Here is a 13977-nt window from a genome sequence, read left to right on the forward strand (position 1 = left end):
ACCCCGGTCAGCTACCTCGCCGGACTTCACTTACGCGGCGCGGTCATCTGGCTCCGCAGCCTCACATGAAGATCTCAACTCGGCACAGACCCTAGGCCTTCCGGGCCAGCCCGGCGGCGATGAGGCGCTCCCAGACGGTGAGTTCCCGTTCGCCGTTGCCCTTCCACGGGCCTTCGGTCACGTCGGGACGCCACAGGGGTGCGGGGACGATCCCGGGGTCGAGGATCTCCAGGCCGTCCAGCAGGGATTCGATCTCCTCGTCGGTGCGCCACCGGCCGCGGCCGAAGGTCTGCTGGAGGACTCCCTCGGCCTCCGCTGTCTCCGCGTTGTTGCCGGAACGGAAGTGGCTGACGAAGAAGTAGCTCCCCGAGGGCACCTGGTCGCGCCAGTAGCGGACGATTCCGGCCGGGTCCTCCTCGTCGTTGACGTGGTGGAGGATGGCGCTGAACACGACGGCGACGGGGCGATCGAAGTCGATCAGCTCCAGGGTGTGCGGGTGGGTACGGACGTCCTCGGGGTTCCGTACGTCGACCGGGACGACGCGGGTCCGGTCGTTCTCCTCCAGCAGTGCCCGACCGTGGACCAGCACTTGGGGGTCGGTGTCGACGTACACGACCCGGGACTCCGGAGCGTGGCGTTGTGCGACCTGGTGGACGTTGTCGGCGGTCGGAAGACCACTGCCCAGGTCGATGAACTGCCGTACGTCGGTGGTCGTCACGATCTCCCCGACCGCCCGGGTCAGAGCCGCACGGTTGGCGAAGGCGATGGCCACCGAACCAGGAAGGTCTCGTTTGAACACGTCGCCGATCTCCCGGTCCACGGCGTAGTTGTCCTTGCCGCCGAGCAGGTAGTCGTAGACGCGGGCGATGCTGGGCTTGGTGGAGTCGATGGAGGAGCCTTCATCCGTCATGGCGACCATCCTGCCCGCGACGTCGCCCGCTGACCATCACTTTCGGTCGGTCCACAGCCAATCGGCTCGACCTCAGTGCGGCAGACGTCCGGTCCTCGTCATACGACAGCACCACTGCTGCCCGCCGGCCGTTGGAAGGCCCGTGGCGTCCACACCGAGGCGGATGAGGAGAACTGGGTCGGCTTGGTCCAGCTCCTTCCCATGGGCGTCTGAGCGAGCAGCGGCTCCAAACGAAGCGGTCACGTGTCGCGCGCGAGGTTGTGCAGATGGGCGAGTTCGCGCGGCGCGCTGGGGGCAGCGTGCGCGAGGGCCAGGACGGCACCCGCCGTGACTCGCTCTACTACAGCGTGCTCGCGGACGAGTGGCCATCCTTGCGCGACAAACTGCTCACCAGGGGCGCGGCCAAAGCCACCGTCTGATAGCGCAGTTGCCTGTCATGGGGCGAGGAGGACTCGCTCATTGGTCGGCGTCGTAGGTGAACTCGTCCGGCCTGAAAACGCGATCGCATAGCGCGTCGCCCTCTGCATACACTGACGGGCATGGCATGCCGCATCAGTGAGTTGGTCATCAACGCCGCCGACCCCGACCGGCTGGCCGCCTTCTGGAGCGAGGTCCTCGGCTACGTCGAACTCGGCCGGGAAGACGACGGAAGCATCGAGATCGGGCCGCCCGACGCCGGCTTCGGCGGCCCGCAGCCCACCCTCGTCCTCAGCCCCAGCAGCAACCCGCGGACCGGGAAGCTCCCACTGCACATCGACGTCAACCCCACCGACCGCGACCAGGACGCCGAGCTGGAGCGGCTGCTCACTCTCGGCGCCAGGCCCGTCGACGTCGGCCAGACCGGCGCCGAGAACTGGCACGTCCTGGCCGACCCGGAGGGCAACGAATTCTGCCTCCTGCACACTAGGCTCCAGCCCCTCTGACCACGTGCGTGCTGGCGCCGAGCCGCTCGGACGTTCGAGTGAGGCCGGGGGATTGCCCGTCGGTGTCAGTGCCCGAGCTTGCGCTTGAGTTCCGCCTTTCTCATCGACGGGCCGCAGCGCATGTTGAGGCGGCGCGCCCACGCGTAGAGGTCGTAGGTGGGGCTGTTGGCACCGGAGCGACGAGTCCCAGTACGCCGAGGTCCCTGACTACGGACCCGCCCTGGGGATGTGGACCGAAGGCCGGCACCAGTGGCTCGTGCTCTCCAGCCGCAGCATCAGCACCGCCACCGGGAGCGGCCACTACATCCAACGTCGACCGCCCCGACGTCGCCGTCAAGGTCATCCAGCGAGTCACCGCACAAGGCACGACCCACCGACAGCGGGTCGGGTCGGGAGGTTGTGAGGAGCACCTCCTCCCGCTTATTGTCGTCTTGACGATAAGTGGGGGAAGGGGCTTCTGTATGACCACGACGACGGTGAGCAAGCGCGCCGCGACCGGAGCGCTGATCGGGCTCGCCCTCGGGGACGCCCTCGGCTTCCCGACCGAGTTCAACGACGTGCCCTCGATCCTCGGCAAGTGCGGTCCCTGGCGGGAGATGGAGCTGCCGAAGCGCGCGTTCGTCTCCGACGACACGCAGATGACCCTCGCCCTCGGACACGCACTCAGGACCGCCATGGACCGCGGCCTGCTCACCTCGAAGCGGCTGGAGCGGCCGCTTCGCGAGGAGTTCGTCGACTGGTACCAGTCGCCGGAGAACAACCGGGCCCCGGGCAGGACCTGCATGACCGCCTGTCATCGGCTGAAGGTGGACGGACGGGCCTGGCAGGAGGCCAGCCAGATCGGCTCCAAGGGCTGTGGCGCCAACATGCGCGTGGCCCCCATAGGGCTCGCGCCTGGACTCAGCGACGAACAGCGCGCCGGTGCCGCCCAGTTGCAGTCCGCGCTCACCCACGGCCACCCGACGGCCCTGGCAGCCTCGGACCTCACCGCCCGCGCAGTGCACCTGCTCGCCCAGGGCGCCGACCCCGTGGGACTCGTCGGCCGACTGCGGTCGTACGCCTGCGGCAACCGCACCCGCTACCACCACACCTGGCTCGGTGACCTGTGGACCCGCTCCCAGGACCCGACCCCCGAGCACTTCATCGCGCGCGGCTGGGACGAGTGCCTGGAGACCCTCGACCGGCTCCAGGAGGCCGTGCGCACCGTCTCACCGGAGACCGACCCGTGCCTGGCCACCGGTGCGGGCTGGATCGCCGAAGAGGCCTTCGCCACCGGCCTGTTGTGCTTCCTGCTCTTCCCCGACGAGCCTGTCACCGCCCTTCGCCGAGCCGCCTGCTCCTCCGGCGACTCGGACTCGATCGCCTGCCTCACCGGCGCCTTCGCGGGCGCCTGGCTGGGCGCGGACGCCTGGCCCGCTCAGTGGGCCGACCGGATCGAGTACCGGGCCGAGCTGCTGGCCCTGGGAGAGCTCTGGGACGCCTAGGGAGGGTCGTCAGGAAGTCGCGCAGCAAGACAGCCGCGCGAGCCGTCGCCCGATCCACGGCGGCCACGAAGGTACGCACAGCATCGAGATCCCCACCGGCCAGGCCATTGGTACAACGAATGGTTGTGGTCTCCCCGCCGATCGGTTGTTTGATCCCGACGTCCGCCACTCGGTTTGATGCCGATGGTCAGCGTGTGGTTGTTCAGATCGGCGAGAGGCGCTTCGGGTATGGCAGGTCGGCGGGGGCTGGGGCGGCGGTTCGGGTGGTTGTGGGCGGCGTACGCGGTCAGCTCGTACGGCACCGGGCTCGGGTTCGGTGCGTTTCCCTTGATCGCGGTCCTCGTGCTGCACTCCGGTCCGACCCAGGTGGCGGCGCTGTCGGCTGCGGGGCGGGCCGTGGGGGCGGTACTGGCGGTGCCACTCGGTCCGTGGGTGGAGTTCCGCCGTAAGCGGCCCGTCATGATCACGATGGACCTGATCCGGTTCACGGCTCTGATGAGCGTCCCTGCGGCGTTCGCGCTCGGCCGGCTCAGCTTCGCCCAGCTCCTCGTGGTCTCCGTCGTCGTCGGCGCGGCCAACATCGCCTTCACCGCGGCCAGCGGTGCGTATCTGAAGGCGCTCCTGCCACCGGAGGACCTGCTCGTCGCGAACAGCCGGTTCGAGTCCACGACGTGGACCGCGACCATGGTCGGACCACCGCTCGGCGGCGCCGCGATCGGGCTGTTCGGCCCGGTGACGACCGTGATGGCCGATGCGGTCAGCTACCTGCTCTCCGCGCTGGGCATCCGCGCCATCGGAGGGACGGAACCGCGCCCCACGCGGACCGGTGCACCGCGGCTGCGAGCCGGCGATCTGCTCGAAGGATGGCGTCATATCCTTGCCCACCCCGCGCTGCGTCCGCTGTTCTTCAACACGATCGCGGTCAACGGCCTGATCATGGCCTCCGAACCGCTGCTCGCCGTACTTCTCCTGGGCCGCCTCGGATTCGCACCCTGGCAGTACGGTCTGGTGTTCGCGGTCCCTTGCGTCGGTGGCCTCGTCGGCTCACGCCTGGCGCGCCGACTCGTGGCGCGGTCCGGGCAGCGCAGGGTGATGCTGACCTTCGGGGTACTGCGTGCGTGCTGGCCTGTCGGATTGGCGTTCGTCCAACCCGGCGTCTCCGGGATGGTGCTCGTCATGGCCGTTCAACTCGGCCTTGTGACCTGTTGCGGGGTGTTCAACCCGGTCCTGGCCACCTACCGGCTCCACCACACCGACCCGGACCGGGTCGCCCGCACCCTGGCCGCCTGGTCGGTCAGCAGCAGCGCCGCCATCGCGGTCCTGACCGCCGTGTGGGGTCTGCTTGCCGCCGTCACCAGCCCCCGCATCGCGATCGCCGCCGCCGGAGTGCTCCTCCTGGCGACTCCGCTGCTGCTCCCGCGCCGCGAGAACGCACCCCAGAACACAGGGAAACAGGCTACGAGCCTCACTTGACAGGCCGCTGGGCCGACATCTGTCGGGCTCGTTGCAGCTGATCAAGGCCATGATGGACGGCAGGATACCCGGCTCCACCGAGGACGCCGTCACCGCCGGCGGGCGGAGTCTGCTCGACCTCGGCCTGCTCACCGCCCGTTGCTGACGAGACGTCAAAGGTCTATGGGCGACCGGAGTGGAGTCGCTCAGGCGGCGACCTGGAGCCGGAAATGGAGGTCGGAGGCGTCGGCGTGGGCAGGCTTGCCGTGCGGATCGGTGACCGCGGTCACGGCCAGGCCGGCGGTCCTGGCCAGTTCCTCGAACTCATCGCGGGAATACCAGTGCAAGACCCAGGGGCGCTCCACAACGCTGTTGTCGGAGCCGTGGTGGCGTTCGTAGCGCAGAAGTGTCGTCTGCGTCCGAGCTGTCTCATCGCGTTGTTCGGCGACGACGGACACCCGAAGCTCGGCGCCGTCGGGTGCGGCGGCCGTGCGCACGCGGCCGATCTGTTCGGCCGGGGTCGGTACGGGGGTGAACAGGGGTACCAGCGCGGCGCCGTCGTCCGCCAGGTGAGCGCGGATGCCGCGCAGGGCGGCCAGAGCGGTGGCGTCGTCCGGGAGCAGGGTGAAGGTCGGCCCGGCGAGGAAGATCGCCCGATAGCGGCGGGGCAGGTTCAAGGCCTCCATGCGCTGGTGAAACACGGTGGCGAGGAGGCTTTGCTCATCCGCCCGGCGCCGAAGGCGCTCCAGCATGTCCGCGGAGGAGTCGACGCCCTCGACCTCCAGGCCGCGTCGGCGCGGTTCCAGTAGGGGGTCGCCGTCCCCGCATCCCAACTCCAATGCCGGCACGCCGACTTGCCGAATGAAGGCGACGTACGGCTCAGGGTCCTGGGAGACGGACTTCAGCGGCCGGTAGAGCTCCGTGACGATGCCGGAGTAGAAGTCAGCTGGATCCACGCCCGCCACCCTACGCACACCCATCCCGCGGGCTCACTCGAATATGGGGCATCCCTCGTTCAAGCCCGCGTCGGATCCCGACTGCCAGCAGGTGCCCTGCGCTCGTGCCGCGGGGCATACATGGGCGACGGCGTCTTGTCAGTGGTCTGGTGCATGATCGGCAGATCAGTCCTTCTACAGGGATGGGGGCGCTATGCCGATCACCAATCAGCAAGTGGCGGGACACGCGTTTCTGAGGCAGCTGTACGCGGACCCGTACTTCCCTGATCACGTTGTTGACAAGGGCAAGGCGATCCTGTTGCGGCTGTGCGAGCGGGTCGAGGCTGAGCAGCCGTCGGATCTGGCGGCCCTGTACGCACTCACCCGGGCCGCGACAGAGGAGTTCAACCTGCTGGAGGCGGAGTTCGAGGCAGCCGGAAGTGAGATCGAGACGGTTGCGCGGGAGGAGATCGCTGAGGACTTCTGGTGTGTCGCGTCGGCCTACGGGTTCGCGGACGCAGACGCAGAGAAGCTGATCGCCACCCGGGATTGGTGAGCGGGGACCGGAAAACCCGCTGCCCGCCCTCAACGGCTGACGCCGCCGTCATCTGAGCAGCTCGAGGGCTACGGGGAAGGGCGGTTCGGAGTCCCGTCAGATCCCGCAAGGCCGCTGGCACGGCGCGCCGTGGACCGGGCGTATCGCTGGAAGTACGGCACGTCAGCAGCCGAAATTCGGCGTGTTTCGTGTCACGTAGGCGCGATGATCTGACTGTCCGCCCGTCAGCAAGCCGACCGGAGCCGCGTGATGGCCTCAGAAGCCGAAGACTCGCCGCCGTTGAGGCAGGCCACCACCACAGGAACTGCCTCCACCCGCACGGAAACGCTCGCCGGCACGTGCATGGTGGCTCTGGGGATCTGCGCGGTCTTGCCGATCAGCACGGAGGCTCCCGGACGGACGGTGATCGTCGGCGCAGTCGCAGGCGTACTGATCATCACCGCCTGCTTTCTGCGCTCGCCGGCGGTGTTCCGCGCGGCTGTGTTCATCGGCCCGTTCTTCGGGTGCTCCGCTACGGGGATCCTCTCCGGCTGGCCTCCCGCAGTCACCACGGTCCTGGCATGCGTACTCCCTCTGGGATGCCTGCTGCTGGTCGGCCGCAGCACTGCTCTGCGCCCGGCAACTCCGTGGCTGACGCGCGGATCACTGACGCCCGAGGCTCCCTGGCTGGGGCTGGCCACCGTACTGTTCAGCGCAGCGGCACTCACGGCATGGGCACTCGCCGTGCGCCCCGAACCGGGCGAGTACCTACAGGAGTTGCGGCGCCTCCCGGTCGGGCTCGCGATTCTGGGCATCGTAGCCTTTGCCCTGGTCAACCCGGTGTGGGAGGAGATGCTCTTCCGGGGAGTGCTGCTGACCGAACTCGCCGCGGTCTGGGGCACCAGGCCCGCTGTCGTGCTGCAAGCCGTGCTGTTCGGAGCCGCGCACTACGCGGGCTTCCCCTCCGGCATCATCGGCATGATCATGGCGGGAACCTGGGGCCTCGTCCTGGGCATCATGCGTGTGCGCAGCGGCGGCATCCTGATCACATACCTGGTGCACGTAACCGCCAACGCGGTGATCGGGATCCTGGCCGTGCTCATCCTGCGCTGACCAGGGCCTGCACGGCCAACGGCTTGACTTGCGCCATGTCCTGCCCGGTGCAGGCCGTTTGACGGTTCGCCCCGGCGGCTGTCAGTCGACGGAGTCCATGAAGCTCAGCATCCGGCGGTTGACGTCGTCCGCGTGGTCGATCTGCGGTCCGTGGCCGGTGTTGGAGATGATCTCGGCTCGTGCGCCCGGTACCAGCCGTGGCACGCGCTCGACTTGCCTTTGCGGGTGCACCAGGAGGCTTCGCTTGCCGAGCACCAGGTAGAGCGGGGTTTGGACGGTGGACAGTTCGACCTCGGGCAGGGGCAGTGGGGCGGGGCGGCGTATACGGTAGGCGCGAACGCCCAGTCTGATCATGGCCCGTAGCTCCGGCACGATGAGGACCGGCTGTTCCAGCCAGGCTGCCAGACGTGGGCGTAGCGCCCGGGGTGCGAAGGTCGCGAAGAGACCGGCGAAGATCCAGACGAAGAAGCGCAGACCTACTTTCTCCAGGCCGCCGGGGTCGAGCAGGGTGACCGAGGCGAGGCGGTCGGGCCTGCGGTGCGCTTGGTTCAGGGCGAGCCATCCGCCGTAGGAGGAGCCGACCAAGTGCACGCGTTCAAGGCCGAGTCCGGCAAGTGTCTCGTCCAGCCACCGTGCAGCGCGCTCGGGTTGATGTATGGCCTCGCGCTGGACGCTGCGCCCGGGGTCGCCAGGGGTGTCGATCGCGTAGACCGGGCGGCCGGAGCTGAGGGCAGGGGTGTTCGGGTACCACATGGCAGAGCAGGAGCCCGCTCCGTGCACCAGGACGACGGGGGTGCGTGACTGGGCGGCCGGGTCCGTGGGGCCGTACCTGTAGACGTGCGTGGTGCCGAAGGAAGTCTCCACGTCCGTCTCTTCGTGAGCGGGCGCTCCCAGTGCATAGACCGCGTCGCAGGCCGCGAAGTACCTGTCTCGCCAGGCATCGCTCACGAAGCGGCCGACATCGGCCTGGGTGCGGGTCGCGGTCTGGGACACGGCGGCCACCTCCGGGTGCGGAATCTTTATGGTACGAATGTATCACGTTGTTGGTACGCCTGTATCATCAAGGTTGAGAGCCGACCATCGGAGACAACAAGCGGAGGAACGGTCGATGCCCAAGCGCGTGGACCACGCATTGCGGCGTACCGAGATCGCGGAGGCGCTCCTTCGGGTGGCGGTGCGACGCGGGCTGCATGCCGTGAGCATGCGCGATGTGGCAGCGGAAGCGGGCGTGTCACTGCGGTTGGTGCAGTACTACTTCGAGACCAAGGAGAAGCTGCTGCTCTACGGGCTGCAGCATCTGGCCGAGAGGTTCGGGGAACGGGTCACCACCCGGGTCCGGGCCGCCGGCCGCGATCCGGGACCGCGCGCGCTGATCGAGGCGATGCTGATGGCAGCATTGCCGACCGACGAGGAGAGTCGCACATTCCACCTCGTCTACACCTCGTACGCCGTGCTGTCCGTCACGGACCGAGCGCTCGCCGACCAGCCCTTCATCAAGAACCCTGATGCCGCCGAGAGCGCCCTGGCCGAACTCCTCCGGCAGGCAGAGGCGAGTGACCTCACTCAGCCCGGTGTCGACGCGCAGTTGGAAGCCGTCAGCCTGCTCGCCATGTCCGCAGGACTCGGCACCAGCATCCTCGTCGGCCAGCGCAGCGCGGAGTCGGCCGCCACAGTCCTGAACCACCACCTGGACCGGATCTTCCAAGGAAGCCTCACCGACGCGGAGACGCGGACGCGGGAGTGAGGTCCGAACCCCCGAGCCGGCTGCACCGGCCGCGTGACAGCTTCGGCGCCGCCGTGCACCACCGCACATACGAGGAGGTGAGACCGATCAGCACTGTGACGAATCGGGGCTCCCTCCTTCGCATGGCCTAGGGAGCGCCTGTGGACGCCGGAAGGCGCCTGCGGCACGCGCCCCCTGATAACTGCTGGGCCACGGCGGCAGGCAGCACAAGACGGCCCCCGCCACCGTGTCCCGCGCACGCCGCTACGCCGCCGAGGGCTTCGCAGTCGACGCGATCGACGCACCCAACCACGGAGACGCTCTCAGGACGAGGAGTTGGTCGTATCGCGGCCACAATGCGGGCATCCCGCTCATCGCCGCGGAGCCCCGGATCCGCGCGGCACACAAGACCGCGGTGCGGGCCGGAGTGGTTCAGGAGAGCCAGTCGCTGTAGTGGGTGGGGGCGATACGGGCGTCGCCCTTGGCGGTGATGGCGTCACCGTGGACGGCGGCGAACATGCCCGCGGTGTCATCGGTGACGACCGTACGGCCGTCGGGGTGGGCGTTCAGGGTGATCCGGCCGAGTTCGTCGAGGGAGAAGACGTCGGGCCCGGCGATGTTGCGGGTGCTGTTCAAAGGGGAGCCGGCGGCGACCTCCGCGACGGTGTCGGAGACGTCCTGGGCGGCGATCGGCTGGATCGGGGTGCTGGGCAGGCGGACGATGTCGCCCTCGGTGGTCGAGGACAGGATGGCGTCGATGAACTCCATGAACTGGGTGGCGCGGACGATCGAGTAGGGGATCGGCCCGGCCTTGAGGATGTTCTCCTGCAGGGTCTTGGCTTGGTAGTAGACGAGGTCGGGCACCTGGTCGGTGCCGACGATCGAGAGGATGACGACGTGCCCGACCCGGCCCTTGTGACTGGCGGCCAGGATGTTGTCCATGGAGGTCTGGAAGAACGTCAGGGAAGCCTCGTCGAAGGTCGGGGAGTTCGTCAGGTTGATGACGACGTCGGCGCCGGCCACCGCCTCCTCCAGGCCCTGGCCGGTGATCACGTCCACGCCCGTGGACAGCGAGAGAGGCACGGCTTCATGTCCCGCCGCGTTGAGCTTCTTCACGACCTGCGACCCGATCAGGCCGGTACCACCGATCACTGCGCACTTCATGGGGCACCTTTCGTCGCGCGTCAGCGCGGGTCGTCACCCCGCGCAGTGACCCGACCCACGCCGCCAACCACGGGCGCGTGATCGCGGGCGGATCACGGCCATGCCTCCAGGTTGCTACGGCGCCGAGCACCGCGCATGCCGCCCGCACCATGTCGGGTGGCCGATGGGGCGGTGAGAAGCCCGCAGGTGTGCAGTGCTGCCGACTAGACATGCTGGGGGCGTATGGCTGGTATACGGTCCCAATACCGCTTAGGTGCGTGGACTTCGCAGCCGACGGACAAGCCGGTCGCCGGCCGCGCCGGAGGAGCACATATGTCCCAGCAGACAAACATCGCCGCACAGACTGCCTTCGCAGAGGCCGTCGTCACCGGCAACCTCGACGCCCTCGACGAGATCGTCACACCCGACTCGATCGACCATGATCCCGCCCCAGGACAGGTGCCGGGGCCCGAAGGGTACAAGGCCATGTTCGGCGAGTTGCGAGCGGCCTTTCCCGACTTGCACGTCGAAGTGGAGCATCTGGTGGCTACCGACGATGAGTTGGCCTTCGCCTACACCATCACCGGGACGCACCTGGGACCGCTGATGGGGCAACCGGCGACCGGCAAGAAGGTGCGCTACCGAGGCATGCAGATCAGCCGCTTCGACAGCGACGGAAAGCTCGTCGAACGCTGGGGCAGCAGCGACGAACTCGGCATGCTGCGTCAACTCGGCCTCGCCGAGATGTGACTAGCTGGGACGCCGCTACCAGGTTCCGGCGGAGATGATGACGCCGCTGTCAGGCGTCGGCGGTTTGGTGCGGGCCGCACTTTAGGGATGACGGGGGCGCTCAACCCGTCGTCGACTTCCGGCAACGGCCCCATGCTCAGTGCCCAGCGCTCTGACCGCCGTCGACGTGCAGGATCTCCCCGGTGACGAACGCAGCGTTCTCGAGGTAGACGACCGCTTGGACGACATCGCCAATCTCACCCATCCGGCCAATCGGGTGCAGCTTGGCGAGGGCCTCGCGCGTCTCGGGCGGGTGCATCGGGGTGCTGATGACGCCGAGCGCGACGGTGTTGACCCGGATGCCGCGGGCCGCGTACTCGATCGCCAGCGCCTTGGTGACCGCATTCACGCCACAGCGACGCGAGTGCTGAGGGCGACTGCGAACTGGCATGGTCCACCAGGCTGGTGGAGATGCTCACCACGTGCCCGCCGCCGTCCCGGGAGAGCATCGCCGCGACGGCGCTGCGGGAGACTTCGAAGAAGCCGCGCAGGTTCACGCCGGCGATGAAGTCGTAGTCCTCGTCGGTATAGTCGGTGAACGGCTTGGCGACGAAGACTCCGGCGTTGTTGACCAAGGTGTCGATTCGGCCGAACTGCGCGAGGGCCGCCTCGACGATACGGGCACCGGTGCCCGGTACGGCCAAGTCGCCCGGGACAGCCAGCACATCGGGATCGCCGGATTCACCAATGGAGCGGGACGTCGCGACGACAGCGTAGCCAAGCTCGCGATACGCCGTGACCAGAGCAGCTCCGATCCCTTGGGAGGCGCCGGTGATGATCGCGACCCTCTGCAGCGGGTTCATAACCGGATCATCGCCTGCTTTCCTCTGGTCGGCATGCGCTGGTCGACAGGCTGTCCGAGCAGGGAAGCGTCGTGGCCACCGGCCGGACCAGGCCGCATTGTTAATGAAGTGGACGTGTGAGACCGCTCGGAAACCTGTGGCCCGTTCTCTCACTTGAATGCTCCGCCCGTCTCACCCTGGCGGCCCCCGCCGCCGGGCCTCACGCCGCGGATGGAGCAATGCTCGGGAGGCGGGGGACCTCATGGAAAGGAAGGCCTGCATGACGGCATCTGTGGTGCTCGGCCTCATACGTCGCACAAGTCGGACACTCTTCATGGTCGCTGGGTGCGCGATGGTTCTGTGCACGTCCGCGGCAGCCCCGATGGCCGCCGGCGGCGACACGAGCGGCGGCAAACCCACCGTGGTCCTGGTGCACGGGGCGTTCGCGGACGCCTCCAGTTGGAACGGTGTCATCGCGCGACTCGAACGCCGCGGCTATACGGTCGTGGCGCCCGCCAACCCGCTGCGGAGTCTGTCCAACGACTCCACCTACATCGCCTCGGTGCTGGACAGCATCAGGGGCCCCATCGTGCTGGTGGGTCACTCGTACGGCGGCGCCGTCATCAGCTCGGCGGCAGCCGGCAACCCCCGGGTCAGGTCCCTGGTGTACGTGTCAGCGCTGATGCCCGACAAGGGCGAGAGCGGCGACGCACTGTCCGCCCGATTCCCCTCTCCCCTCGCCACCGCCACCAGATCGGTCCCATACCGAGCCGGCGGCGTCAGCGGAACCGACCTGTACATCCGGCCGGACAAGCTCCACGAGGTCTTCGCCGCCGACCTGCCGCAAAGCATGACGAAATTGATGGCAGCCACCCAACGGCCTGCCGCGGCAACCGCGTTCTCCGAGAAGGCCAAGGTGGCAGCATGGCGGTCCATTCCGTCCTGGGCCCTCGTCGCGAAGCAGGACAAGAGCATCAACCCGGATCTGGAACGTTTCGAGGCGAGGCGCGCCGGTTCTCACACGGTGGAGATCGACTCCTCCCACGTGGCCATGATCTCCCATCCCGACGCGGTCACCGACCTCGTCCTCCAAGCCGCCGTGGACGCCGACTCCGCCCCCACATCGCGGGCGGCCTCCTCGAACACGGACACGCGTGCAGCGGGGACCGCAGCACCACAGCCCTGACCAGGCTTTCCAGGACGAATCTGGCTACGACCGCAGCGCGGGGATGTTCCTGATGAGGCTGTCGAACCCAAGCGGGGGGCGTCCGAGGAGCTCGGCGACGTCGTCGGTGGCCCGGTCGTACCGGCCCTCGCCGTGCAGCCGAGCCATCGTGGCGACGTGCTCAAAGACGTGGGGTGGCAGGTCCAGCTTCTTGAGGTCGTGTTCCAGCCACTCCTCGTACGGCACGTCGACATAGGTCACGGTACGGCCCAGGGCAGTGGAGAACTCGGCCGCGATCGCGGCCATGTCCCGGGAGCGTGCCCCGGTCAGCTCGTAGACCCGGCCGGACGGCGGAGCCGGGTCGAGCAGGAGGTGTGCGATGACCTCCGCCACATCGGCTGAAGCGACCGGGGAGGTCCGGGCGTTGCCGAACGGGAGGCGGATCGTGCCGTCCCGCAGGATCGAGGCGACGGCGACCTGGGCGAAGAGCGGATTCTCCATGAACACCGTGGGCCGGACGTGGACGACCGGCACCCCCGACCAGTTGAGGACGTGCTCGCTCAGCCAGTGCAGCCGCTGCTGGTGGGACTCGGTATCGCTGGTGAGGTCCATCTGCGAGACCGTCATCTGCGAGATGCTCACCAGCAGGTCCAGGCGGTCGTCCTCCCGAGCGGCCGCAGCGACCGTCGTCGCGGCCTCCAGGTACGAGGGTGACACGCTCATCCCGAAATAGGCCCTGTGGCAGCCCGCCAGTGCCTCGACCACGTCGGCGCCACGGGTGAGGTCGCCGACCACCACGTCCATGCCGGCCATGGCCCGCAGGGCCGTGGCCCGTTCGTCGTCGTGGTGCACGAGTGCCCGGACAGGCACGCCCTCCGCATGCAAGCGGTCGAGGACCGTTCGCCCGACTCCGCCGACGCCGCCACCAACGCCAGTGACAAGAATGGGTTGGACGTGCACGGCAATCGCCTCCTGCCTTCCGGACCGGGGCGCACGATCCGCTCGGGACGGTCCCCTCAAGGC

Annotated in this window: 16 protein-coding genes and 1 pseudogene; 10 read left to right on the plus strand and 7 right to left on the minus strand. The window is 68.4% G+C overall.

The features are described from left to right. Positions 1–91 precede the first annotated feature (91 nt). Entirely contained in the window at positions 92–910 is an 819-nt protein-coding gene (locus ABZ818_RS10955) for an SAM-dependent methyltransferase (protein WP_361412892.1), read from the minus strand. A 266-nt stretch (positions 911–1176) separates the two neighbouring features. Here ABZ818_RS10955 and ABZ818_RS10960 point away from each other — a divergent pair, with 266 nt between their 5' ends. From ABZ818_RS10960 to ABZ818_RS10975, 4 genes are all read left to right on the plus strand, one after another. Next, entirely contained in the window at positions 1177–1329 is a 153-nt protein-coding gene (locus tag ABZ818_RS10960) for a hypothetical protein (protein ID WP_361412893.1), read from the plus strand. Positions 1330–1449: 120 nt separating this feature from the next. Continuing rightward, positions 1450–1833 (plus strand): VOC family protein, encoded by a 384-nt coding sequence (locus ABZ818_RS10965; RefSeq protein WP_361412894.1) that lies wholly within the window; start codon positions 1450–1452, stop codon positions 1831–1833. Positions 1834–2294: 461 nt separating this feature from the next. Further along, entirely contained in the window at positions 2295–3317 is a 1023-nt protein-coding gene (locus tag ABZ818_RS10970; protein ID WP_361412895.1) for an ADP-ribosylglycohydrolase family protein, read from the plus strand. A gap of 228 nt (positions 3318–3545) precedes the next feature. Continuing rightward, entirely contained in the window at positions 3546–4790 is a 1245-nt protein-coding gene (locus ABZ818_RS10975) for an MFS transporter (RefSeq protein ID WP_361412896.1), read from the plus strand. 185 nt (positions 4791–4975) lie between these two features. On the opposite strand, the gene ABZ818_RS10980 is transcribed toward ABZ818_RS10975, so the two are convergent. After that, positions 4976–5725, minus strand: a complete 750-nt coding sequence (locus tag ABZ818_RS10980) for a class I SAM-dependent methyltransferase (RefSeq protein ID WP_361412897.1) — start codon at positions 5723–5725, stop codon at positions 4976–4978. A 193-nt stretch (positions 5726–5918) separates the two neighbouring features. On the opposite strand from ABZ818_RS10980, the gene ABZ818_RS10985 reads away from it, so the two are divergent. After that, positions 5919–6260, plus strand: a complete 342-nt coding sequence (locus ABZ818_RS10985; RefSeq protein ID WP_361412898.1) for a DUF5713 family protein — start codon at positions 5919–5921, stop codon at positions 6258–6260. A 224-nt stretch (positions 6261–6484) separates the two neighbouring features. Here ABZ818_RS10985 and ABZ818_RS10990 read toward each other — a convergent pair whose 3' ends face one another. Continuing rightward, positions 6485–6643, minus strand: coding sequence for a hypothetical protein (locus tag ABZ818_RS10990; RefSeq protein ID WP_361412899.1), 159 nt, complete (start codon positions 6641–6643; stop codon positions 6485–6487). On the opposite strand from ABZ818_RS10990, the gene ABZ818_RS10995 reads away from it, so the two are divergent. After that, positions 6630–7352 (plus strand): CPBP family intramembrane glutamic endopeptidase, encoded by a 723-nt coding sequence (locus tag ABZ818_RS10995; RefSeq protein WP_361412900.1) that lies wholly within the window; start codon positions 6630–6632, stop codon positions 7350–7352. The two genes, ABZ818_RS10990 and ABZ818_RS10995, sit on opposite strands and share 14 nt — an antisense overlap. 81 nt (positions 7353–7433) lie before the next feature. On the opposite strand, the gene ABZ818_RS11000 is transcribed toward ABZ818_RS10995, so the two are convergent. Next, positions 7434–8345 (minus strand): alpha/beta fold hydrolase, encoded by a 912-nt coding sequence (locus ABZ818_RS11000; protein ID WP_361412901.1) that lies wholly within the window; start codon positions 8343–8345, stop codon positions 7434–7436. 115 nt (positions 8346–8460) lie between these two features. On the opposite strand from ABZ818_RS11000, the gene ABZ818_RS11005 reads away from it, so the two are divergent. Both ABZ818_RS11005 and ABZ818_RS11010 read left to right on the plus strand, forming a co-directional pair. Continuing rightward, the gene (locus ABZ818_RS11005; protein ID WP_361412902.1) at positions 8461–9096 is read left to right on the plus strand and encodes a TetR/AcrR family transcriptional regulator; all 636 of its coding nucleotides are present in this window, start codon (positions 8461–8463) and stop codon (positions 9094–9096) included. 226 nt (positions 9097–9322) lie between these two features. Continuing rightward, positions 9323–9529, plus strand: a complete 207-nt coding sequence (locus tag ABZ818_RS11010) for a hypothetical protein (RefSeq protein WP_361412903.1) — start codon at positions 9323–9325, stop codon at positions 9527–9529. Here the strand turns inward: ABZ818_RS11010 and ABZ818_RS11015 are convergent. Further along, on the minus strand, positions 9508–10239 hold the full coding sequence (locus ABZ818_RS11015) for an NAD(P)H-binding protein (RefSeq protein ID WP_361412904.1): 732 nt from the start codon (positions 10237–10239) through the stop codon (positions 9508–9510). The two genes, ABZ818_RS11010 and ABZ818_RS11015, sit on opposite strands and share 22 nt — an antisense overlap. Before the next feature lie 312 nt (positions 10240–10551). Between ABZ818_RS11015 and ABZ818_RS11020 the strand changes: the two genes are divergently transcribed. Then, positions 10552–10968 (plus strand): ester cyclase, encoded by a 417-nt coding sequence (locus tag ABZ818_RS11020; protein ID WP_361412905.1) that lies wholly within the window; start codon positions 10552–10554, stop codon positions 10966–10968. Positions 10969–11104: 136 nt separating this feature from the next. Here the strand turns inward: ABZ818_RS11020 and ABZ818_RS11025 are convergent. Further along, positions 11105–11810 (minus strand): annotated as a pseudogene (locus ABZ818_RS11025) (SDR family oxidoreductase). A gap of 331 nt (positions 11811–12141) precedes the next feature. Between ABZ818_RS11025 and ABZ818_RS11030 the strand changes: the two are divergent. After that, positions 12142–12975, plus strand: a complete 834-nt coding sequence (locus ABZ818_RS11030; RefSeq protein ID WP_361413054.1) for an alpha/beta hydrolase — start codon at positions 12142–12144, stop codon at positions 12973–12975. Between the two features lie 24 nt (positions 12976–12999). On the opposite strand, the gene ABZ818_RS11035 is transcribed toward ABZ818_RS11030, so the two are convergent. Next, positions 13000–13914 carry an NAD(P)H-binding protein gene (locus ABZ818_RS11035; RefSeq protein ID WP_361412906.1) on the minus strand — a complete coding sequence of 305 codons (915 nt, stop codon included), beginning with the start codon at positions 13912–13914 and terminating at the stop codon, positions 13000–13002. Between the last annotated feature and the right edge of the window lie 63 nt (positions 13915–13977).

Origin of the sequence: Streptomyces sp. NPDC047453 (genome assembly GCF_040643155.1) — a bacterium.
In the GTDB taxonomy this organism is placed as follows: Bacteria; Actinomycetota; Actinomycetes; order Streptomycetales; family Streptomycetaceae; genus Streptomyces.